Source organism: Mesorhizobium sp. M0633, assembly GCF_040320645.1.
Classification (GTDB): domain Bacteria; phylum Pseudomonadota; class Alphaproteobacteria; order Rhizobiales; family Rhizobiaceae; genus Mesorhizobium.
In genome coordinates this window covers 44340-64953 of record NZ_JAMYQC010000003.1, presented here as the reverse complement: position 1 = coordinate 64953, position 20614 = coordinate 44340, and the positions used below count along the sequence as shown (strand labels likewise).

General features: G+C 64.3%; 16 protein-coding genes. 9 read left to right on the top strand and 7 right to left on the bottom strand.

Annotation, left to right across the window (positions count from 1 at the left end; translation table 11 throughout):
- Positions 1 to 132: 132 nt before the first annotated feature.
- From NKI47_RS03875 to NKI47_RS03860, 4 genes are read left to right on the top strand one after another with little or no spacing between them, the layout of a single operon-like run.
- Entirely contained in the window at positions 133 to 1392 is a 1260-nt protein-coding gene (locus NKI47_RS03875) for a sarcosine oxidase subunit beta (protein WP_352588006.1), read from the top strand.
- Positions 1393 to 1403: 11 nt separating this feature from the next.
- Positions 1404 to 1700, top strand: a complete 297-nt coding sequence (locus tag NKI47_RS03870) for a sarcosine oxidase subunit delta (protein ID WP_023676536.1) — start codon at positions 1404 to 1406, stop codon at positions 1698 to 1700.
- Positions 1697 to 4693: a sarcosine oxidase subunit alpha gene (locus NKI47_RS03865; protein ID WP_352587627.1), complete on the top strand. Its 2997-nt coding sequence runs from the start codon at positions 1697 to 1699 to the stop codon at positions 4691 to 4693. The genes NKI47_RS03870 and NKI47_RS03865 overlap by 4 nt, the downstream gene beginning before the upstream one ends.
- Positions 4686 to 5273 (top strand): sarcosine oxidase subunit gamma, encoded by a 588-nt coding sequence (locus NKI47_RS03860; protein ID WP_352587624.1) that lies wholly within the window; start codon positions 4686 to 4688, stop codon positions 5271 to 5273. Before NKI47_RS03865 ends, NKI47_RS03860 begins: the two co-directional genes overlap by 8 nt.
- Positions 5274 to 5292: 19 nt before the next feature.
- Here the strand turns inward: NKI47_RS03860 and NKI47_RS03855 are convergent, their stop codons facing one another.
- Positions 5293 to 5991, bottom strand: coding sequence for a nitroreductase (locus NKI47_RS03855; protein ID WP_023676539.1), 699 nt, complete (start codon positions 5989 to 5991; stop codon positions 5293 to 5295).
- Positions 5992 to 6258: 267 nt separating this feature from the next.
- Here NKI47_RS03855 and NKI47_RS03850 point away from each other — a divergent pair, with 267 nt between their 5' ends.
- The 5 genes from NKI47_RS03850 to NKI47_RS03830 all read left to right on the top strand — a co-directional run bounded on the left by NKI47_RS03850 (position 6259) and on the right by NKI47_RS03830 (position 13934).
- Positions 6259 to 6852 carry a helix-turn-helix domain-containing protein gene (locus tag NKI47_RS03850; RefSeq protein ID WP_031211731.1) on the top strand — a complete coding sequence of 198 codons (594 nt, stop codon included), beginning with the start codon at positions 6259 to 6261 and terminating at the stop codon, positions 6850 to 6852.
- 77 nt (positions 6853 to 6929) lie between these two features.
- The gene (locus tag NKI47_RS03845) at positions 6930 to 9386 is read left to right on the top strand and encodes a GcvT family protein (RefSeq protein ID WP_352587621.1); all 2457 of its coding nucleotides are present in this window, start codon (positions 6930 to 6932) and stop codon (positions 9384 to 9386) included.
- Positions 9383 to 10282: a homocysteine S-methyltransferase family protein gene (locus NKI47_RS03840; protein ID WP_023676541.1), complete on the top strand. Its 900-nt coding sequence runs from the start codon at positions 9383 to 9385 to the stop codon at positions 10280 to 10282. Before NKI47_RS03845 ends, NKI47_RS03840 begins: the two co-directional genes overlap by 4 nt.
- Entirely contained in the window at positions 10282 to 11463 is a 1182-nt protein-coding gene (locus tag NKI47_RS03835; RefSeq protein WP_352587618.1) for a pyridoxal phosphate-dependent aminotransferase, read from the top strand. Before NKI47_RS03840 ends, NKI47_RS03835 begins: the two co-directional genes overlap by 1 nt.
- Complete coding sequence (locus NKI47_RS03830; RefSeq protein WP_352587615.1) at positions 11460 to 13934, top strand: GcvT family protein; 2475 nt, start codon at positions 11460 to 11462, stop codon at positions 13932 to 13934. The genes NKI47_RS03835 and NKI47_RS03830 overlap by 4 nt, the downstream gene beginning before the upstream one ends.
- A gap of 214 nt (positions 13935 to 14148) precedes the next feature.
- Here the strand turns inward: NKI47_RS03830 and NKI47_RS03825 are convergent, their stop codons facing one another.
- The 6 genes from NKI47_RS03825 to NKI47_RS03800 form a co-directional block, all read right to left on the bottom strand.
- Positions 14149 to 14730 carry an NAD(P)H-dependent oxidoreductase gene (locus tag NKI47_RS03825; RefSeq protein ID WP_352587613.1) on the bottom strand — a complete coding sequence of 194 codons (582 nt, stop codon included), beginning with the start codon at positions 14728 to 14730 and terminating at the stop codon, positions 14149 to 14151.
- A gap of 225 nt (positions 14731 to 14955) precedes the next feature.
- Positions 14956 to 16353, bottom strand: a complete 1398-nt coding sequence (locus tag NKI47_RS03820; protein WP_352588003.1) for an FAD-binding oxidoreductase — start codon at positions 16351 to 16353, stop codon at positions 14956 to 14958.
- Positions 16353 to 17654, bottom strand: coding sequence for a cytosine deaminase (locus tag NKI47_RS03815; protein WP_352587610.1), 1302 nt, complete (start codon positions 17652 to 17654; stop codon positions 16353 to 16355). The genes NKI47_RS03820 and NKI47_RS03815 overlap by 1 nt, the downstream gene beginning before the upstream one ends.
- A gap of 193 nt (positions 17655 to 17847) precedes the next feature.
- Entirely contained in the window at positions 17848 to 18699 is an 852-nt protein-coding gene (locus tag NKI47_RS03810) for an ABC transporter permease (protein ID WP_352587607.1), read from the bottom strand.
- On the bottom strand, positions 18686 to 19528 hold the full coding sequence (locus NKI47_RS03805; protein WP_352587604.1) for an ABC transporter ATP-binding protein: 843 nt from the start codon (positions 19526 to 19528) through the stop codon (positions 18686 to 18688). Before NKI47_RS03805 ends, NKI47_RS03810 begins: the two co-directional genes overlap by 14 nt.
- A gap of 3 nt (positions 19529 to 19531) precedes the next feature.
- Positions 19532 to 20536, bottom strand: a complete 1005-nt coding sequence (locus tag NKI47_RS03800; RefSeq protein ID WP_352568967.1) for an ABC transporter substrate-binding protein — start codon at positions 20534 to 20536, stop codon at positions 19532 to 19534.
- Positions 20537 to 20614 lie beyond the last annotated feature (78 nt).

The following is a 20614-nucleotide window of genomic DNA, read 5'->3' as shown; positions in this document are numbered from 1 at the left end:
GTCGGCCAATCCAATCGAAGTCGGCCAATCCAGTCGAAGTCGGGGAGTCGAAAAGCGATGGCGCAATCTTGGCTTTGCGTTGGCGGCCTGCTCTATAGTCTGCCGCAAAGCCTGAAATGGATGACAATAAGAATGGCGGAATATTCGGCCTTTTCGCTTCTCAAGAACGCGCTGACCGGAAACAAGGACTGGAGGCCGGCCTGGCGCAAGCCCGACCCGAAGGCGTCCTACGACGTGATCGTCATCGGCGGCGGCGGCCATGGCCTGTCGACCGCCTACTACCTAGCCAAGGAGCACGGCATCACCAATGTCGCGGTGCTGGAGAAGGGCTGGCTCGGTTCCGGCAATGTCGGCCGCAACACCACGGCGGTCCGTTCCAACTATCTCCTGCCGGCCAACACGCGCTTTTACGAGCATTCGATGAAGCTGTGGGAGAACCTGGCCCATGACCTCAACTACAACGTCATGTTCTCGCAGCGCGGCTGCCTGAACCTCGCCCACACACCTGCTCAGCTCGACGACTATGCCCGGCGCGGCAACGCCATGCGCCATCTCGGCGTTGACGCCGAACTGATGACCACGGCCGAAATCGCGCGCCTGGTGCCGGCGCTCGACGTCTCAGCCACCGCGCGTTTCCCGATCGTCGGCGGCCTGATGCAGCGGCGCGCCGGCACCGCCCGCCACGACGCCGTCGCCTGGGGCTATGCGCGCGGCGCAGATCGCCGCGGCGTCGACATCATCGAAAATTGTGAGGTCACCGGCTTCCTGCGCGACGGCGACCGCATCACCGGCATCACGACAACGCGCGGCGAAATCCGCGCAAAAAAGGTAGCGGTCGCGGTTGCCGGCAGCACCGGGCGGGTCATGCGGCTTGCCGGCATCGAGACGATGCCGATCGAGAGCCACGTGCTGCAGGCCTTCGTCACGGAATCGCTAAAACCGTTCATCGATACGGTCCTGACCTTCGGCATGGGCCATTTCTATATGTCGCAATCGGACAAGGGCGGCCTTGTCTATGGCGGCGATCTCGACGGCTACAACAGCTACGCCCAACGCGGCAGCCTGCCGATCGTCGATGAGGTGATGAGCGAGATGCTGGCGCTGTTCCCTGGGCTGGCCCGTGTCCGCATGCTGCGCTCATGGGGCGGCGTCTGCGACATGTCGATGGACGGCTCGCCAATCATCACCACCGGTCCGCTGCCGGGCATGTATCTCAACTGCGGCTGGTGCTATGGCGGCTTCAAGGCGACGCCGGCTTCCGGCTGGTGCTTTGCCTGGACCATTGCCAAGGACGAGCCGCACGGTCTCAACGCGGCCTTCACGCTCGACCGCTTCTACCGTGGCCTGGTGATCGACGACAAGGGCCAGGGCGCCACGCCCCGGCTGCATTAGGTTAGAGATCCATGCTCATCACCTGCCCCTATTGCGGCCCGCGCGACGTGATCGAATTCACCTATCAGGGCGACGGCAATCGCCAGCGCCCACAGCCCGCCTCGCAGAACCTCGACGCCTGGAACGCCTATGTCTACGACCGGCTTAATCCAGCCGGCGACCACAATGAGATCTGGCAGCATTCCGGCGGCTGCCGCGCCCATCTCAGGGTCGTGCGCAACACGCTGACGCACGAGATCTCCAGCACCGCGTTCGCGCGCGGCGACCACAACTCGGTTGCGCGGCACCGGGCCGAGGACAAGCCATGAGCCCGCGCCGTACAGAGGCCGGGGGCCGCATCGACCGGCTGCGGACCATCCGTTTCACCTTCGACGGCGCGCCTTATACCGGCCATGCCGGCGACACGCTGGCTTCGGCGCTGCTGGCCAACGGCGTCACCCTGTTTGGGCGTTCGTTCAAATATCACCGCCCGCGCGGCGTGCTGACCGCCAGCGTCGAGGAACCGAACGCGCTGGTCACAGTGTTGAGGGGCGAGGTTCGCGAGCCGAACATCCCCGCCACAACGGTCGAGATTTATGACGGACTGGCCGCAATCAGCCAGAACCGCTTCCCTTCGCTTGCCTGGGACGTCAGTGCCGTGAACCAGCTCGGCGGCAAGCTTTTGTCGGCCGGCTTCTACTACAAGACCTTCATGGGACCGGTGATCGGTCCGCTGAAGGGCACTCGCTTCTGGATGTTCTGTGAGCATTTCATCCGCCGTGCCGCCGGCCTGGGCAAGGCAGGCACGGCTCCCGATACGGCGCGCTACGAACGCATGAACGCGTTCTGCGATGTGCTGGTAGTCGGCTCCGGCCCGGCGGGGCTGATGGCCGCCAGGGCGGCTGCCGATCAGGGTGCACGCGTCATCCTGGCCGAGCTCGAGCCGCATTTCGGCGGCTCGGCCAATTGGTCGGGCGAGACGATCGATGGCATGCCGGCCGCCGACTGGGCAGCGCGCGCCGCCGGCCAGCTCGAAGGCCGTGACAATGTCCGCCTGCTGCCGCGCACCACCGTCTGGGGCTATTATGACGGCAACACGCTTGCCGCGCTCGAACGTGTCACCGACCACAAGGAAACGCCCGGCAAGGGCGAATCGCGCCATCGCTACTGGACGATCCGCGCCAAGTCGGTGGTGCTGGCCACCGGATCCCTGGAGCGTCCGCTGGTCTTTCCAGGCAATGATCGGCCAGGCGTAATGCTGGCGCATGCTGCCGAGCGTTATGCCATTGAATATGGCGTGCTGCCCGGCGACAGGATCGGGCTGTTCACCAACAATGACAGCGCCTATCGCGCGGCCCTGGCGCTGAAGAAGGCCGGCGCCGTGGTCGTCGCCATCATCGACGTGCGCCCTGAGCTTTCGAGCGAAATGCGCAAGCTGGCCGGCGAGACCGAGGCCGAGATCCTTTCTGGCCACGCGGTGATCGCCACCGAGGGCGGCAAGGCGCTTTCCGGCTTCAAGGTGCAGCGCTTCGACATGGTCAACGGCGCGCTTTCCGGCGATGCGCGCAGCATCCACGCCGATTGCCTATTGATGTCGGGCGGCTGGTCGCCGACCATTCATCTGGCCAGCCAGGCCGGAGCCAAAGCGGAATGGAACGAAGCATTGCAAGCGTTCCTGCCGCCCAAGCCGACGACACAGCAATGGATCGGCGCCGGCGCCTTCACCGGCAGTTTCTCCACCGCCGAGGCGATCGCCGAAGGTCGCGCCGCCGGTCTTTCCGCTGCGGGCGCAACCGCCACGCCGGCGGCCTTGCCTGCCGTCGAGGCAGCACCTGGCGATCCCGATCCGGCGCCGGTGTTCGAGATCAAGGCCGAAGGAAAAAGCTTCGTCGACTTCCAGCATGACGTGACGGCGGATGACGTGCGGCTGGCGCATCGCGAAGGCTTCGTCTCGGTCGAGCATCTGAAGCGCTACACCACGCTCGGCATGGCAACCGACCAGGGCAAGAGCTCCAACATACCCGGCCTGGCCATAATGGCCGAGGCGCTGGGCAAGCCGATCCCGCAGGTCGGCACGACGCGCTTTCGCCCGCCCTTTTCGGCGGTGTCGATCGGCTCGCTAGCCGCCGAACGCTTCGGCGATCTGAAGCCCGAGCGGCTGACGCCGATGCATGACTGGCACGTCGCCAACGGCGCCACCATGTATTCCGCCGGCCTGTGGTATCGGCCGATGATCTACGGCCATCCCGGCGAGACGATCGAGCAGGCCTATGTCCGCGAAGCGAGAGGCACGCGCGAGAGCGCCGGCATCGTCGATGTCTCGACACTGGGCAAGATCGCGGTGCAAGGCCCCGACGCGGCGGAATTCCTCGACCGCCTATACACCAACATGTTTTCGACGCTGGCCGTCGGCAAGGCGCGCTACGGGCTGATGCTGCGCGAGGACGGTCTCGCCTTTGACGACGGCACCACGTGGCGCCTCGGCGAGCAGGATTTCCTGATGACCACCACCACCGCCAATGCCGGCAAGGTGATGCAGCATCTGGAATATTTCCTCGACGTGATCTGGCCGGCGCTGAAGGTCCACGTCACCTCGGTGACCGACCAATGGGCCGGTGCCGCCATCGGCGGGCCGAAGGCAAGGCAGATACTGGCTGCTTGCGTCAGCGGCACTGCCGTCGACAATGCCGCCCTGCCCTTCATGGGCATCGTCCACGGCGAAATCGCCGGCGTGCCGGTGATGATCTGCCGGCTGTCCTTCTCCGGCGAAATGGCCTTCGAGGTCTATTCCGGCGCCGGCTACGGCACCCATGTCTGGGAGGCGCTGATCGAAGCCGGCAAGCCGTTCGGGCTGGTGACCTACGGGCTGGAGGCGCTGGGCACCATGCGCATCGAGAAAGGCCACGTCACCGGTGCCGAGATCGACGGCCGTACCACGGCACGCGACCTGCATCTCGACTGGATGCTGTCGAAGAAGAAGCCGTTCATCGGTTCGGCGATGATGGACCGCGAGGGGCTGATCGCGCCCGACCGCCTGGAACTCGTCGGTATTGTTTCGCTCGACAACCAGCCGCTCAATGGCGGCGCACACATCGTCGAGGAGCTTGACGAAGCCAATCCGCACGGCTCGCTTGGCCACATCACCGCTTGCTGCTATTCGCCGGCGCTGGGTAAATATATCGCGCTTGCCCTGGTCAAGGGCGGCAAGGCGCGGCGCGGCACGCGCGCTTATGTCTCCGACCCGCTGCGCAACCGGTTCGGGCCGGTCGAGATCGTCTCCAACCATTTCTTCGATCCGGACGGGAGCCGCATGCATGGTTGAACGCCAATCGCCGCTTGAGCCGGTGCTGCATCCGGGCTCGCATGGCAATTTCGAGCATGGTGTCGAAATCATCCTCTCCGAAACCAGGCCGGGTTCGATCCTGCAGCTCGCCGCCTGGCCCGGCGAGGAGAAGAAGTTGATGGCCGGCATCCATGCGGTCACCGGCCTGGCTTTGCCCGACGGCGCCGGTGGCGGTGTGACGAACGGCGCCAGGTCGGTGTTCGGCTTTGCGCCGGGAAAGTTCACTGTGGTCGATGAAGCCGAGGGATTGGCGCCGGCCTTTGCCAGTGTCGTCACTTCGGCCATCGGTACGGTGACCGACCTTTCGCACGGCCGCACCGCGATCCGTATCGCCGGGCCGAAGGCCGAGTGGGTGCTGGCGAAATTCTTCGCCATCGACTTCGCGCTGCCGGCCTTCCCGATCCGCGCCGGCCGCTCGACCATGCATCACGACATCTTCGCGCAGATCCAGCGCACCGGCGCCGATCAGTTCGACATCTATGTGTTCCGCTCGTTTGCCCGCTCGTTCTGGAAAGCGCTCTGCCATGCGAGCGAGGAAGTCGGCTACGAAGTGCAGTAGAGCCGGACGGCGCTTCACGTCACTCCGCGAACGTCACCCACTCTTCCAGCGGCGCGCGGTCGGTGCGGAAGGCATTTTCGGGCTTGGACGTATCCTCATGGCCGAGCGCCATGCCGCAGACGATGATCTCCTCGTCGGGAATGTTGAGCACCGGCCTGATCTGCCGGTGATAGGGCGCGAAGGCGGCTTGCGGACAGGTGTGCAGGCTCCTGCCCCGCGCGGCGACCATGATGTTTTGCAGGAACATGCCGTAGTCGATCCACGACCCCTTGTTCAGCCGCCGGTCGACGGTGAAGATCATGCCGACCGGCGCGTCGAAGAAGACGAAGTTGCGGTCGTGCTGCGCACGCATCCTGTCGACCTCGCGCCGGCCGATGCCGAGCACGCCGTAGAGGCCGAAACCGTTGGCCCGCCGTCGCGTCAGATAGGGTTCGAAGAACTGGTCGGGATAGTAGCGATACTCGTCCCACTCGGCCTTTTCGGCGCGGATGCCCGAGCTGAGGATGGCGTCGGTGATGCGCTGCTTGACCTCGCCCTTGGTCACATAGACTTTCCAGGGTTGCATATTGGTGCCTGAGGGCGCGCGCGCGGCAACGGCGAGAATATCGCGGATGGTCTCGTCGTCGACCATATCGGGCAAGAAGGCGCGTACCGACCGCCGCGAGGTGATCGCGTCATCGACGATCGCCGCCGCAATCCGGGAGTTGTTTTCCAGCATGGGCCGTCCTTTTGCGTATGATCCCGAACCGATTTTCCGGAAGGATCATGCGCCGACTAGAAGTGATGGAGCATCCTTGCGCGTCTTTTTGAACGCCCGATAGCCTACCCGCCTCGACCGGACGCCCCACTCGCCGCTTGCGCCGAGCCTTTGCCCGAACCGTCAAAATGGCGCAAGTAAATCTTGTGGTTGCGTGAAAATCCTCTTGATTTTTTCATGAACCCGCCATCAAATGAAATTTGCTGAGAATTTTTCACCAAGACAGGGATGGCTTTGCCCTCAACCGCCGCCAGATCGGAACAGGACAGCGGCGAACGGCTGCTGGCCGGCGACATTCGCGCGTTGCGCAAGGCGCGCGGCTTGACGCTTGCTGAAATCGCACTGAAGCTCGGCCGTTCCGTCGGCTGGGTCAGCCAGGTCGAGCGCGGTCTGTCGGTCCCGTCGCTCGGCGATCTCAGGGCCTTCGCCGAATTGTTCGGCGTGCCGGTCAGCCTGTTCTTCAGCCATGACGTGCCTGTCGAGACCGAGCGCGGCGTGGTCGTGCGCGCCGGCAACCGGCGCACGCTTGGCACAAGCGATTCCGGCCTGGTGGAGGAGCTTCTGTCGCCCGATCTCGGCGGTAGCTTCGAGATGCTGCGTTCGGTCTTCGCTCCGGGTGCCGAGATGAAGGCCGAGGCGCGCCGGCCGACCGAGGAAGCCGGCTACGTCGCTTCGGGCAGTTTCGACATCGAAATTGCTGGCATCTGGCACCGGCTTGGCGAAGGCGACTCCTTCCGCTTCGACGGCAAGCCGTTCCGATGGCGCAATCCTGGAGCCGAGCCGGCTGTCGTCATCTGGGTGGTTTCGCCGCCTGTCTATTGAACGAATGCATGTCGCCCAAAAGTGCGTGGCGGTTTTGGGACAACGACATGCATCAAAACAAATAGTCGGAGAAGAACATGGCCGGTTTGCCGACCACGGCACGCGTTGTGATCATCGGAGGTGGTGCCGTCGGCGCCTCCTCGCTCTACCATCTCGCCAAGGCGGGCTGGACCGACTGCGTGCTTCTGGAGAAGAACGAGCTGACCTCCGGCTCGACCTGGCATGCCGCCGGCAACGTGCCGACTTTCTCCTCGTCATGGTCGCTGATGAACATGCAGCGTTATTCGACCGAGCTCTATCGCCGGCTGGCCGACGAGGTCCGCTATCCCATGAACTACCACGTCACCGGCTCGCTCAGGCTGGCCCATAGCGCGGAGCGCATGCAGGAATTCCAGCGCGCCAAGGGCATGGGCCGCTACCAGGGCATGGATATCGACGTGGTCGGGCTCGACGAGATTAAGCGCCGTTACCCCTTCATCGAGACGCATGAGCTGAAAGGCGCGCTCTACGATCCGAATGATGGCGATATCGACCCCGCGCAGCTGACCCAGGCACTGGCCAAGGGCGCGCGCGACATGGGCGCGAAGATCATCCGCTTCTGTCCGGTCACCGGCGTGAGCCGAGACAATCACGAGTGGGTGGTCGAGACGGCGCAAGGCAAGATCCGCTGCGAGATCGTCGTCAACGCCGCCGGCTACCGCGCCGCCGAAGTCGGCAGGATGTTCGGCCGCGAGGTGCCGATGATGGTGATGAGCCATCAATATATCCTGTTCGAGGAAATCCCCGAACTGGCGGCGTGGTCGAAGGAACAGGGCAAGAAGCTGCCGCTGCTGCGCGACGTCGATACGTCCTATTATCTGCGCCAGGAAAAGAACGGCATGAATCTCGGCCCCTATGAGCGCAATTGCCGCGCCCACTGGGTCGGCCACAACGACCCGATGCCCGACGACTTTTCCTTCCAGCTGTTTCCCGACGATCTCGATCGGCTGGAACATTACCTGGCCGATGCTGTCGCCCGCGTGCCGATCCTCGGCACCGCCGGCCTTTCAAAGGTCATCAACGGGCCGATCCCCTATGCGCCGGACGGCAACCCTCTGATCGGGCCGATGCCCGGCGTGCCCAACGCCTTCGAGGCCTGCGTCTTCACCTTCGGCATCGCCCAGGGCGGCGGCGCCGGCAAGGTGCTGGCCGAGTGGGTGACCGAAGGCCAGACCGAATGGGACATGTGGTCCTGCGATCCACGCCGTTTCACCGCCTTTGCCTCGGCCCCGGATTATTGCGTCGCCAAGGGCATGGAGATCTACGGCAACGAATATGCCATCCAGTTCCCGCGCCATGCCTGGCCGGCCGGGCGCGACCGCAAGCTGTCGCCGCTCCACGACCGCATCAAGGCACTCGGCGCCCGGTTCGATGCTTATAATGGCTGGGAACGCGCCACCTGGTATACGAACGCAGGCGACGACATCTCCGAAGAATCCACGCTGACCTTCCGCCGCGACGGGCCGTGGCAGCATCGTGTGCGCGAGGAATGCCTCGCCGTCCGCGATGCCGCCGGCATTCTGGACCTGCCGGGGTTCTCCCGTTTCAATCTCGACGGTCCGGGTGCCGCCGAATGGCTGAGCCTCCAGGTGACCGGCCTGGTGCCGAAACCCGGCCGCATCGGCCTCGTCTATTTTGCCGACGACAAGGGCCGCATCGTCACCGAAATGTCGGTGGTCCGCCACGACGAGAACCTGATGACGCTGATCACCGCCGCCGCTGTGGCTCAGTGGCATGATTTCGAATGGCTGAAGTCGCGCATCCCGAAGGACGCCACATTCAAGCTGATCGACAGGACGGAGGAATACTCCACCCAGATCCTCGCCGGCCCCAACTCGCGAAAAATCCTCGCCGAACTCTGCGCAGCCGACCTCACCCTGCCCTGGCTGACGCATCAGGAAACCAGTATCGCCGGACGTTGGGCAAAGCTGGTGCGCGTGTCCTTCGCCGGCGAGCTCGGCTGGGAAATCCACAGCAAGGTCGACGATACCGCAGCCATCTTCGACGCCGTCTGGGCGGCCGGGAAGAGGCATAGACTAAAACCGTTCGGCATGTACGCGCTGGATTCGCTGCGGCTCGAAAAAGGCTACCGTACCTGGAAGGGCGACCTGTCGACCGACTACTCGATCCTGCAGGGCGGGCTGGAGCGATTCGTCAGATGGGATAAGCCCGACTTCCGCGGCAAGACGGCGCTGCAAAACGAGAAGCAGCAGGGCATCAAGAAGCGCTTCGTCACGCTGGTTGTCGAAAACCCCGGCGACTGCGATGCGCCCACCATGTCGACGCTGTGGCATGACGGCCGGATCGTCGGCGAGACGACATCCGGCGGCTGGGGTCATCGCATCGACAGGTCGATCGCGCTCGGCATGCTGCGCGCCGACCTCACCGAGCCGGGAACCGCGGTCGAGATCGAGATCTTCGGCGAACGTTTTCGGGCGGTCGTGCAGAAGGATGAGCCGTTATGGGATCCAAAGAACGAGAGGCTCAGAGCATGAAGAAAGTGATCCTCACCGATGGCGGCATGGGCCAGGAGCTGGTCCGCCGTAGCAGTTCCGAGCCGACGCCGCTGTGGTCTGCCAGGGTGCTGATCGACGAACCGGATCTGGTGCGCGACCTGCATGCGGAATTCATCCGCGCCGGCGCCCGCGTCATCACCATCAACACCTATTCAGCCACGCCGGAGCGGCTGGCACGCGAAGGCGCGGAAGAGCTGTTCAAGCCGCTGCAGAAGCGCGGCATCGAACTGGCAAGGCAAGCCCGCGACCAGGCCGGCGACGCGGCGATCGCCGGCTGCCTGTCGCCGCTGTTCGGCAGCTATGCGCCGGCGCTGACGATATCCTTCCAGGATACGCTCGACATCTATCGCCGTATCGTTGCCGAGCAGGCGGACGGCGTCGATCTGTTTCTGTGCGAAACCATGGCGTCGGCCGAAGAGGCGCGCGCCGCCGTCACCGCGGCGTCGGAAAGCGGCAAGCCCCTATGGGTGTCGTGGACGCTTGCCGACCACGGCACGCCGCGCCTGCGCAGCGGCGAAGCCATTGCGGCGGCGTCGGGCGCTCTTGCCGGCCTGCCCGTCGCGGCCCGGCTGATCAATTGCTGCCGGCCCGAAGCGATCGCTGCAGCGCTGCCCGAACTGATCGCTCTCGGCGGTCCGGTCGGCGCTTATGCCAACGGCTTCACCTCGATTGAGGCGCTCAAGCATGGCGGTACCGTGGAAGTGCTGCACGCCCGCCACGACCTTGATCCGGATGCCTATGCCGGCCAGGCGGTCGGTTGGGTCGAGGCCGGCGCCGGCATCGTCGGCGGCTGCTGCGAAGTCGGACCGGCCCACATCGCCGCGCTGCGCGACCGGCTCGAACAGGCCGGTTATGAAATTTCGGGAGCAGCATAATGCCCAGGCCATCATCGCGCATTTCCGGCATCGTGCCTTCGGGCAAGGATGGCTGGGAGGTTCATTCCGCTACCTGGGCGCGCAAGCAGGCCGGCGAGGACATCATCATGCTGTCGGTCGGCGACCACGATTTCGACACGCCGAGCGAGACGATCGAAGCCTGCGTGACGGCGGTTCGCGCCAGCAATCACCACTACACGCCGCTTGCCGGCGTTCCACGCCTGCGCAAGGCGATGGCGGCGGCCTCGATGCGGTGCACCGGCGTTGCGACAAATCCCGACCAGGTCATCGCCACGCCGGGCGGGCAGGCCGCGCTTTACGCGGCCATTCAAGCGGTTCTCGACCAGGGCGACCATGCCATCGTCGTCGCGCCCTATTACGCCACCTATCCCAACACCTTCAGTGCGGCGGGCGCCGAGTTCAGCGTCGTCGAGACCCCCGCCGAGGATGGCTTTCAGCCGCGCGCCGCCGACATTCGCGCCGCCCTTCGGCCGAACACCCGCGCCATCCTGATCAACACGCCCAACAACCCCACGGGCGCCGTCTATTCGCGAGAGCGCCTGGAGGATCTGGCGCAGATCTGCCGCGAGCATGACCTATGGCTGCTGTCGGACGAGGTCTACTGGACGCTGGGCGGCGGCGAGCACGTCTCACCACGCTCGCTGCCCGGCATGGCGGAACGCACGCTGGTCATCAATTCGATGTCGAAGAGCCACGGCATGACCGGCTGGCGCATGGGCTGGCTGACCGGGCCCGAGGAGATGGTCTCGCTGCTGACCGACCTCAATCTGGTGATGACCTACGGCCTGCCGGCCTTCATCAGCCTCGCCTGCGCTGAGGCGCTCGAAAATGATTACGGCGTCAAGGAGATCGCCGAGCGCTATTCCGCAAGGCGCGCCGTCGTTCTCGATGCCATGCGCGGTATGAACAACATCACCGTGCGCGGCTCCGAAGGCGGCATGTACGTCATGCTCGACATATCGGCGATCGAGCCGGACGACGAAAAATTCGCCTGGGCCTTCCTCGACCAGGAGAAGGTCGGCGTCATGCCCGGCTCGAGCTTCGGCCAGGCTGCAGCCGGCCACATCCGCTTCAGCCTCTGCCAGCCTGAGCCGGTGCTGATGGAGGCCGCCACACGCCTGCGCCGCTTCGCCTCCTTCTATCGCCGTGAGGCCGCATGAGCGCCTCACCCACCAAAACCATTCCGACCAAGGCCATTCCTCCCAAAGCGAGGGCGGTCATCATCGGCGGCGGCGTCTCCGGCTGCTCGGTCGCCTATCATCTGGCCAAGCTCGGCTGGACCGATATCGTGCTGCTCGAGCGCAAGCAGCTGACGTCGGGCACGACATGGCACGCCGCCGGCCTGATCGGCCAGCTGCGCGGCTCACAGAACATGACGCGGCTGGCGAAATACTCGGCCGACCTCTACGTCAAGCTGGAGGCCGAGACCGATGTCGGCACCGGCATGCGCCAGGTCGGCTCGATCACGGTGGCGCTTACCGAGGAGCGCAAGCACGAGATCTATCGGCAGGCGTCTCTCGCCCGCGCCTTCGATGTCGATGTGCGCGAGATTTCGCCTCGTGAAGTCAAGCAGATGTACCCGCATCTCAATGTGTCAGATGTGGTCGGCGCCGTGCACCTGCCGCTCGACGGCCAGTGCGACCCGGCCAATATCGCCATGGCGTTGGCCAAGGGCGCGCGCCAGCGCGGTGCGACGATCGTCGAGAATGTGAAGGTGACCAAGGTCCACACCAAGGCCGGCCGTGTCGCCGGGGTGTCCTGGGCACAAGGCGACGAGCAGGGCGCGATCGAAGCCGATATCGTCGTCAACTGCGCCGGCATGTGGGCACGCGAACTTGGCGCCCAGAACGGCGTCACCATCCCGCTGCACGCCTGCGAACATTTCTATCTCGTCACCGAGCCGATCGCCGGGCTGGCACGCCTGCCGGTGCTGCGCGTGCCGGACGAGTGCGCCTACTACAAGGAAGATGCCGGCAAGATGATGCTCGGCGCTTTCGAGCCGGTGGCGAAGCCTTGGGGCATGAACGGCATAAGCGAGGATTTCTGCTTCGACCAGTTGCCGGAGGACATGGACCATTTCGAGCCGATCCTCGAAATGGGCGTCAACCGCATGCCGATGCTGGCCACCGCCGGCATTCACACCTTCTTCAACGGTCCCGAGAGTTTTACGCCCGACGACCGCTACTATCTCGGCGAGGCGCCGGAGCTTTCCGGCTACTGGATGGCGACCGGCTACAATTCGATCGGCATCGTCTCCTCCGGCGGCGCCGGCATGGCGCTGGCGCAATGGATCAATGACGGCGAGGCGCCTTTCGACCTCTGGGAGGTCGACATCCGCCGCGCCCAGCCGTTCCAGAAGAACCGCCGCTATCTCAAGGAGCGCGTCTCCGAAACGCTCGGCCTGCTCTACGCCGATCATTTCCCCTACCGGCAGATGGCGACCTCGCGGAACATAAGGCGCTCGCCGCTGCACGAACACCTGAAGGCGCGCGGCGCCGTGTTCGGCGAGGTCGCCGGCTGGGAGCGCGCCAACTGGTTCGCTAGGCCCGGCCAGGAGCGCGAATACCGCTATTCCTGGAAACGGCAGAACTGGTTCGACAACCAGCGCGAGGAGCATCTTGCGGTCAGGAACGGCGTCGGCCTGTTCGACATGACTTCGTTCGGCAATATCCGCGTCGAAGGCCGCGACGCCTGCGCTTTCCTGCAAAGGCTCTGCGCCAACGACATGGACGTGGCGCCGGGCAAGATCGTCTACACCCAGATGCTCAACCAGCGCGGCGGCATCGAGAGCGACCTCACCGTCTCGCGATTGTCCGAAACAGCCTTCTTGCTCGTCGTGCCCGGCGCCACGCTGCAGCGCGACCTGGCCTGGCTGAGAAAACATCTTGCCGACGAGTTCGTCGTCATCACCGATGTGACGGCAGCCGAAGCCGTGCTTTGCCTGATGGGCCCGGATTCGAGAAAGCTGATCCAAAAGCTGAGCCCGAACGATTTCTCCAACGAGAACAACCCGTTCGGGACGTTTCAGGAGATCGAAATCGGCATGGGGCTGGCCCGCGCCCACCGCGTCACCTATGTCGGCGAGCTCGGCTGGGAGCTTTATGTCTCGACCGACCAGGCTGCCCATGTCTTCGAGGCGATCGCGGAGGCAGGCACCGATGTCGGGCTAAAACTATGCGGCCTGCACACACTGGATTCCTGCCGCATCGAAAAGGCCTTCAGGCATTTCGGCCACGACATCACCGACGAAGACAATGTGCTGGAGGCCGGCCTCGGCTTCGCCGTGAAGACTGCCAAAGGAGACTTCCTCGGTCGCGAAGCGGTGCTGAAGAAGAAAGAAACCGGCCTGTCACGCCGGCTGGTGCAGTTCCGTCTGAAAGACACGCAACCCCTGCTCTTCCACAATGAGGCGATCCTGCGCGACGGCACGATCGTCGGTCCGATCACCTCGGGCAATTACGGCCATCATCTCGGCGGCGCGATCGGGCTTGGCTACGTGCCGTGCCAGGGCGAGAGCGAGGCGGACGTGCTGGCGTCGTCCTACGAAATCGAGATCGCCGGCGAGCGCTTTGCGGCGGAAGCGTCGCTTAAGCCGATGTACGATCCGAAATCTGAGCGGGTGCGGATGTAACTCTTTTCTTTCTCCCCTTGTGGGAGAAGGTGGCCGAGCGAAGCTCGGTCGGATGAGGGGTGTTGGAAGGATCGCTACCTCAACGGAATTAGCGTTTAGCGCTCCCGTCCCAATCGTCCCACGCCGCGTTTCTTCCAGCACCCCTCATCCGGCTCGGCGCTACGCGCCGATCCAGCTTCTCCCACAAGGGGAGAAGGAAAAGTCCCCTCCCGCATCAGAACGCGTCCATCCTGGCCGCGACCTTCGCGATGAACCTCGTCCGCGTCTCGTCCGTCGACAGGTTCATCGAGTAATGCGCGAGATAGGAGACCGACCCGCCGGGTTTGATGGTGGCGCGCAGCACCCGATTGACCAGCTTGCGCGGCGGGTCGCCCATCAGCATGGCGCGGAATCGGCTGCCGCCATAGGTGGTGACCGCCGCGACCTTGTGAATGTTGTGCAGCGACGGCTGCACCTTGCCGTTGACCAGCTTGAACGACACGCCGGGCAGGAAGACGCGATCGAAAAAGCCTTTCAAAATGGCCGGATAGCCGAAGTTCCACACCGGAAACGACAGCACCAGCGCCTCGGCCCGCAGTAAGCGCTCGACATAGGCTGACGCCGGATCGCCGTCGCTGCGTTCGTCGTGATAGGACAGCCGTTCGGCCCGCGTCAGCCTGGGATCGAAACCCTCCGCATAGAGATCGCAGTCGTCGACGACATGGCCGGCGGCCTTCAGCCGCTCGATGATCGTCCGGTGCAGATCGGCGTTGAAGCTGGTCTCCACAGGATGAGCGTAGAGGACGAAGACGTTCACAGGAGAACATCTCGCAAGTCGGCACCAAGCACCCCCCTCTGCCCTGCCGGGCATCTCCCCCTCAAGTGGGGAGATCGGCTGTCAGTATCGCTTTCGCCAGTTGACGACGTTGGAAGATGGTCGAGACGATGGAACTGCCAATCTCCCCCCTTGAGGGGGAGATGCCAAGTGGTGGCAAAGAGGGCAGGCCAGAGGGGGGTACAGCGCCACACGCCCGTCATCGTCTCAACCTGTCTTCTCCAGCCCCTTGAACAGGAACGACTTGCCCGAGCGATAATCATAGTCCGGGTTCTCCCAGGCGATCATCTTGCCGGGATTGAGCAGCCCTTGCGGGTCGGTCTCGCGCTTGAAGGCGAGCTGCACCTCGTCGGTGCGCTTCATGCCGCCTTCTTCCAGCGTGTAGCGGTGCGGGTTGAAGATCCAGCAGCCATTGTCCTCGTGGATGCGGATGATCTCGTCGAGCCGCTCCGCCGTGGTGAAGCGGACCAGCGGCAGCCCTGCGATGCCGATGGCGCCGTCGAAGCGGATGAATTCGAGATGTGCCGGCACCTCGTCGCCGAAGCGGTCGACCATCGCCTTGACGTGGCCGAGGTGGTCCGGCGACGGATAGCGGGTCTGCAGATAGGTGATCGTCGGATCGACCCGGATGGCACGCAGCGTCGTGTGGTTCCAGGTCAGCTCATAGGCCGGCGGCAGCCCCTTGAGATCGGCCTCCTTGTCGGCGCGAAAGACGATCTCGCCCTTACTGCGCGCCGTGAAGGCGAGGAAGGCATCCATCGCATGCGGCGCGATCATCAGGACGACGATGCTTTGGCCGCGCCGGAAAAACCGCTGGTGGCGCTTGAAGTAATCGTAGGGGATGGGTGCTGCGATCGGTGTGATCAGTTTCGCCAGGATGCCGTCCTGGATGGCGAGATCGTTGCCGAAGCCGGCCGCATCCATGAAATCGTCGAAGCCGACGATGACGTCGATCCAGTCATAGCTGGCGGTCAGCGGCATCTCGACTTCGGTGATGATGCCGTTGGTGCCGTAGGCGTGCATCACCTTCAGCACGTCCTCGCCGGTGAGCTCCATGACCCGCGGCTCAGCCTCCATCGTCACGGTCCTCAGCCGGATGACGTTGCCGAGGTCGCGCAGTCCGCCCCAGCGGATCGAACCGATGCCGCCGGAGCCGCCGGCGACGAAGCCGCCGATCGATGCGGTGTTGTAGGTCGACGGCGACATGCGGAGCTCCTGGCCGGAATGCGCCCGCGTCGCTCGGTCGATGTCGGCGAGCACGGCGCCGGGGCCGGTGACGACACGGCCCGGCGCGATCATCTTGACCGCGTTCATCTCGGCGAGATTGAGCACCACGCCGCCGGACAGCGGCATCGCCTGCCCGTAATTGCCGGTGCCACTGCCGCGCGGCGTCACCGGGACGCCGTGCCGGTGGCAGGCGGCGAGAATGCGGACGACCTCGTCTTCGGTTTTCGGCGTCACGATCAGGTCACCGGTGACGTGCTCGAGCTGCTGCTTCAGCACCGGGCTGTACCAGTAGAAGTCGCGGCTCTTCTGCTGGACGATGGCCGGATGGTCATCGACCTTGAGGCCGTCCAGGTCGCACTTGAGCGCCACAATATCCATCATTCCACCATCAGATCATCGAGTTCGGCATAATCGGGCAACTGGCGCTCGATCGCCTGGCCGTCGCGCACCACGATGCGGTCCGATTCTGGTCGCGACAGCAATTCCGTCCAGCTTCGCCCCCTGAAGACGACGAAATCGGCCGGCGCTCCGGCGGCAAGCGTGCCGAAACCATCGAGCCGCATCACCTTGGCCGGCGTTGCGGTGACAGCTTGCGGCCAGTCCGCGACGGGATGGTCGAGATGCAGGATGCGCGTCGCCATGCGATAGACCTCCAGCATATCGAGATCGCCATAGGCATAGAACGGGTCGCGCGTATTGTCGGAGGCGACGGCGACGGCAATGCCGCGCGCCTTCATCTCGTGCAGCAGCGTCACCCCGCGCCAGCGCGGCGTTGTCCTGTCGCCTCGCCGGTCCTGCAGATAGAGATTGCACATCGGCAGCGACACCACCGCCAAGCCGGCCTTGGCGACCTTATCCAGCGTGTCGAGCACGTCGAGGTCGGGCTGGCGCGCCAGCGAGCAGCAATGGCCGACCAGGATGTTCCCGTCAAAACCGTTCCAAAGGGCTGCTTCGGCGATTTTCTTCAGCGAGATCGCCGAGACATCGTCGGTCTCGTCGGCGTGGAAATCGAGGTCGAGGCCATGCTTGATCGCCTGCGCAAACACCTGGTCGAGCAGTTCTTCGAGATCCGGCACCATGTAGGTGACGACGCCGAGGACACCCTTGGCGGCAGCCACCCGTTTGGCCAGCCTCTCGAACCATTTCCTGTCGCGCACGCCTTCGATGCCGAGCAGGCAGGCCGCCTGCAGCTCGATGCGGCCGCGCCATTTCTCCCGCATCGCCTCGAACACCGGCCAGGAGATCTCTTCCTGCGGCGCGACGCTGTCGAGATGCGTGCGCAGCGCCCTGGTGCCGTGCGCGTAGGCGCAGCGCAGCGAAAAATCCATGCGGCGGGCAACGTCGTCGGCGCTCCAGCGCGCCGCGCGGTCGGCACCGGTGGCGTTCAAAGCGCCCATGAAGGTGCCGTCCGGGTTGGGCTTTCGGGGCCAGATATGGCCCTTGTCGATATGGGTGTGGCAGTCGACGAAGCACGGCAGCACGATGCGGCCGCCGAGGTCGAGGGCGGCTGCCGGTGCTGCCGATCGCCGATGCGCCGCAATGCTGGAAATCCTGCCGTCGGCGACGGCGATGTCGGCGAGTGCAAAACCGTCGGCGTCGGAAGGAGCGGCAAGGCCGAGCGTCAGGGAGGCATGAAGCCGGACCTTGGAGAGATAGTAGGAACCAGAAGCCGGTATCAAGGCGTACCCCCCTCTGTCCTGCCCTCTTTACCACTACTTGGCATCTCCCCCTCAAGGGGGGAGATTGGCAGCCTCGCCCATGGCGCTCGTCTTGCAACGTTGGCGATTAGCGAAATCCTGGATAGCATCCAATCTCCCCCCTTGAGGGGGAGATGTCCGGCAGGACAGAGGGGGGTGCTGGCGCTGCTCACCATCACCGCTCCTGCCTCAGTGCGCTCTCGTGCCAGCGCCGCAAAATGAGATGCGAAATCAGCGACAGCACCAGGAAGATCAGGATGCCGGTGAGCGAGATCAGGATCAGCGCCGCGAACAGCCTTGGCGCGTTGAGCCGGTAGCCGGCCTCGATGATGCGCGAGGCGAGGCCGGACGACTGGCCGGTGGCGCCGGCGACGAACTCGGCCACCACCGCGCCGATCAGCGACAGGCCGCCGGCGATCTTCAGCCCGCCGAGGAAATAAGGCATCGCCGCCGGCAGCCGCAGATAGCGCAATTGCTGCCAGCGGGTCGCACCGTTGAGCTTGAACATGTCGCGCAGATTGCGGTCGACGGAATTGAGGCCGAGCGTGGTGTTGGAGAGGATCGGGAAGAAGGCGACGATCCAGGCGCAAAGCAAAAGCTTCGTCGTCTGGTTGTCGACATAGATATTGATCAGCGGAAAGATCGCGACGATCGGCGTCACCTGCAGCACGATGGCGAAGGGAAAGAACGACATCTCCACCCATTTCGACTGAGCGAACAGCACTGCCAGCCCGACACCGCCGACCACGGCGAGAAGCAGGCTCAAGAAGGTGATCCTGAGTGTCACCAGCAGCGAGGAGAACAGCAGCCCGGCATCGTCGTGCAGGGTTTGCAGCACCACGCCGGGGCGCGGCAGTATGTATTTCGGAATGTCGTTCCAAACACAGATGCGGTCCCACAGCCAGATGGCCAGGATCATGATCGCCAGCGGCAGCAGCCATCTGCCGATGCGCTCGAAGCGCTCCTGGCGGACGCGGCGCGCCTCCTCCGGGTCGAGCGCCGGGATCTGTTCTTCAATGGCCGTCATGATGCGGTCCGGCAGTTGAGTTGATAGCGCCGATCAGCACGTCGGATGCCTGGCGGCAGAGCGCGGCATAGTCGGGCGAGGTGCGAAACGCCTCGTCGCGCGGATAGGATGCATCGACGGCAAGCTCGGCAAACACCCGGCCCGGCCGCGCCGCCATGACGACGATGCGGTTGGAGAGGAATACGCTTTCGAAGACGCTGTGGGTGACGAAAACGACGGTGAAACGCTCATCCTGCCATAGCTCGAGAAGGTCGTTGTTGAGCTTGAAGCGGGTGATCTCGTCGAGTGCGGCGAACGGCTCGTCCATCAACAGAATGCGCGGCTTGGTTACCATGGCGCGGGCGATAGAGACGCGCATCTTCATGCCGCCCGACAGTTCGCGCGGCACCGCCTTCTCGAAGCCGGTCAGGTGAACCCGCGCCAGCATCTCCATCACCGCCGGCGCCGCCTTGGCACGCGACACGCCCTTCAGCCGCAGCGGCAGCCAGACATTGTCGAAGACGTCGGCCCAGGGCAGCAGCGTCGGCTCCTGGAAGACGAAGCCGATATTTGAACGGTCGCCGATATTCGAACGCTCGAGGGCGCCGCTGCCGCGCCAGTCGAGCACGCCCGAGGTCGGCGTCGACAGGCCGGCAATCAGCCGCAGCGCCGTCGACTTGCCGCAGCCCGACGGCCCGAGCAGGCTGAGGAAATCGCCTTCCCGGATCGTCAGCTCGACATTGCTGAGCGCGGTGACGCCGTTGGAAAACACCTTGCCGACACCGCGCAGCGCCAACAGCGTCGGCCCTGGTACACTTCCTGGCTGTTGCGCCACTTTCTCCAGCTTCACGGCCTACTTCTTCAGGTCGAGCCCGACGCTCTTGTTGACGAAGGCCAGCGTGTAGGCCTTCTTGATGTCGATGCCCGCCGGCGTGACCTTGGCCTTGACCATCTTGTCGTAAAAACTCTGGATGCGCGCATCGGTCATGGCGCCGATGCCGAGCTTTTCGCTGTCGCCGGAATCGACCACGCCGAACTTCTTCAGCTGCTCGATCGAGAAAGCGATCTGCTCATCCGTCATATCCGGATTTTCCTTCTTGATCATCTCGTTGGCGGCCTTGTTGTCGCCGTAGAGATAATTGTACCAGCCCTTGGCCGAGCCATCGACGAAGCACTGGACCACCTCGGGCCGCTTGTCGACCGTCTCCTGCATGGTCTCGACCGTCGTTGCATATGTGTCCCAGCCATAGTCGGCCAGCAGGAACTGGTTCGGCGTGAAACCGCCCTGCTTCTGGACGGCGAATGGCTCCGAGGTGACGTAACCCTGCTGGATCGACTTCTTGTTGGCGATGAACGGCGCCGGATTGAAGGTGTAGGGCGCGCGCTTGGCGGCATCGAAGCCGAGGTCGGTGACCATCCACTGGAAGAAGGTCTGCGCACCTTCGTCGCCAAGGATGTACTGCTCGGCGTTCTTCAGGTCTTCCCATTTGTCCAGCCCCTGCCCGGGATGGGACATGATGACCTGCGGGTCCTTCTGGAAGTCGGCCGCCACGACGCGCATCGGTATGCCTTGCTGCACGGCATCGAAGGCCGACAGCAGATTGCCGCCCATGTAAAAATCGATCTTGCCGGCCAGCAGCAGCGGCCGGCCGCTGACCTGTGGGCCGCCCTGCATGATCGTCACGTCGATGCCGCAGGCGGCATAGGTGCCGTCCACCACGGCCTGGTAGTAACCCCCATGCTCCGGCTCAGCCAGCCAGTTGGTGCCGAAGGTGACTTTTTCGTTCGCTGCCGCGGCAAGCGTGCCTGCGCCAAGCAGCACGATCGCGCCCGCCGAAATCTTGAGTTTTCCGTACATCCACACCACCCTTTGTTCGCTCCGGCGCGTCACGCGCCGGGCTCGACACCATTGTTTCAAGAAGCAAGACACATGCCA

Excerpts from the sequence above, each read along its gene's own strand:
- NKI47_RS03850 (WP_031211731.1), top strand. The coding sequence starts at position 6,259 with ATGGCTTTGCCCTCAACCGCCGCCAGATCGGAACAGGACAGCGGCGAA.
- NKI47_RS03835 (WP_352587618.1), top strand. The coding sequence starts at position 10,282 with ATGCCCAGGCCATCATCGCGCATTTCCGGCATCGTGCCTTCGGGCAAG.
- NKI47_RS03845 (WP_352587621.1), top strand. The coding sequence starts at position 6,930 with ATGGCCGGTTTGCCGACCACGGCACGCGTTGTGATCATCGGAGGTGGT.
- NKI47_RS03870 (WP_023676536.1), top strand. The coding sequence starts at position 1,404 with ATGCTCATCACCTGCCCCTATTGCGGCCCGCGCGACGTGATCGAATTC.
- NKI47_RS03810 (WP_352587607.1), bottom strand. The coding sequence starts at position 18,699 with ATGACGGCCATTGAAGAACAGATCCCGGCGCTCGACCCGGAGGAGGCG.
- NKI47_RS03800 (WP_352568967.1), bottom strand. The coding sequence starts at position 20,536 with ATGTACGGAAAACTCAAGATTTCGGCGGGCGCGATCGTGCTGCTTGGC.
- NKI47_RS03860 (WP_352587624.1), top strand. The coding sequence starts at position 4,686 with ATGGTTGAACGCCAATCGCCGCTTGAGCCGGTGCTGCATCCGGGCTCG.
- NKI47_RS03840 (WP_023676541.1), top strand. The coding sequence starts at position 9,383 with ATGAAGAAAGTGATCCTCACCGATGGCGGCATGGGCCAGGAGCTGGTC.
- NKI47_RS03820 (WP_352588003.1), bottom strand. The coding sequence starts at position 16,353 with ATGGATATTGTGGCGCTCAAGTGCGACCTGGACGGCCTCAAGGTCGAT.
- NKI47_RS03855 (WP_023676539.1), bottom strand. The coding sequence starts at position 5,991 with ATGCTGGAAAACAACTCCCGGATTGCGGCGGCGATCGTCGATGACGCG.
- NKI47_RS03865 (WP_352587627.1), top strand. The coding sequence starts at position 1,697 with ATGAGCCCGCGCCGTACAGAGGCCGGGGGCCGCATCGACCGGCTGCGG.
- NKI47_RS03875 (WP_352588006.1), top strand. The coding sequence starts at position 133 with ATGGCGGAATATTCGGCCTTTTCGCTTCTCAAGAACGCGCTGACCGGA.
- NKI47_RS03830 (WP_352587615.1), top strand. The coding sequence starts at position 11,460 with ATGAGCGCCTCACCCACCAAAACCATTCCGACCAAGGCCATTCCTCCC.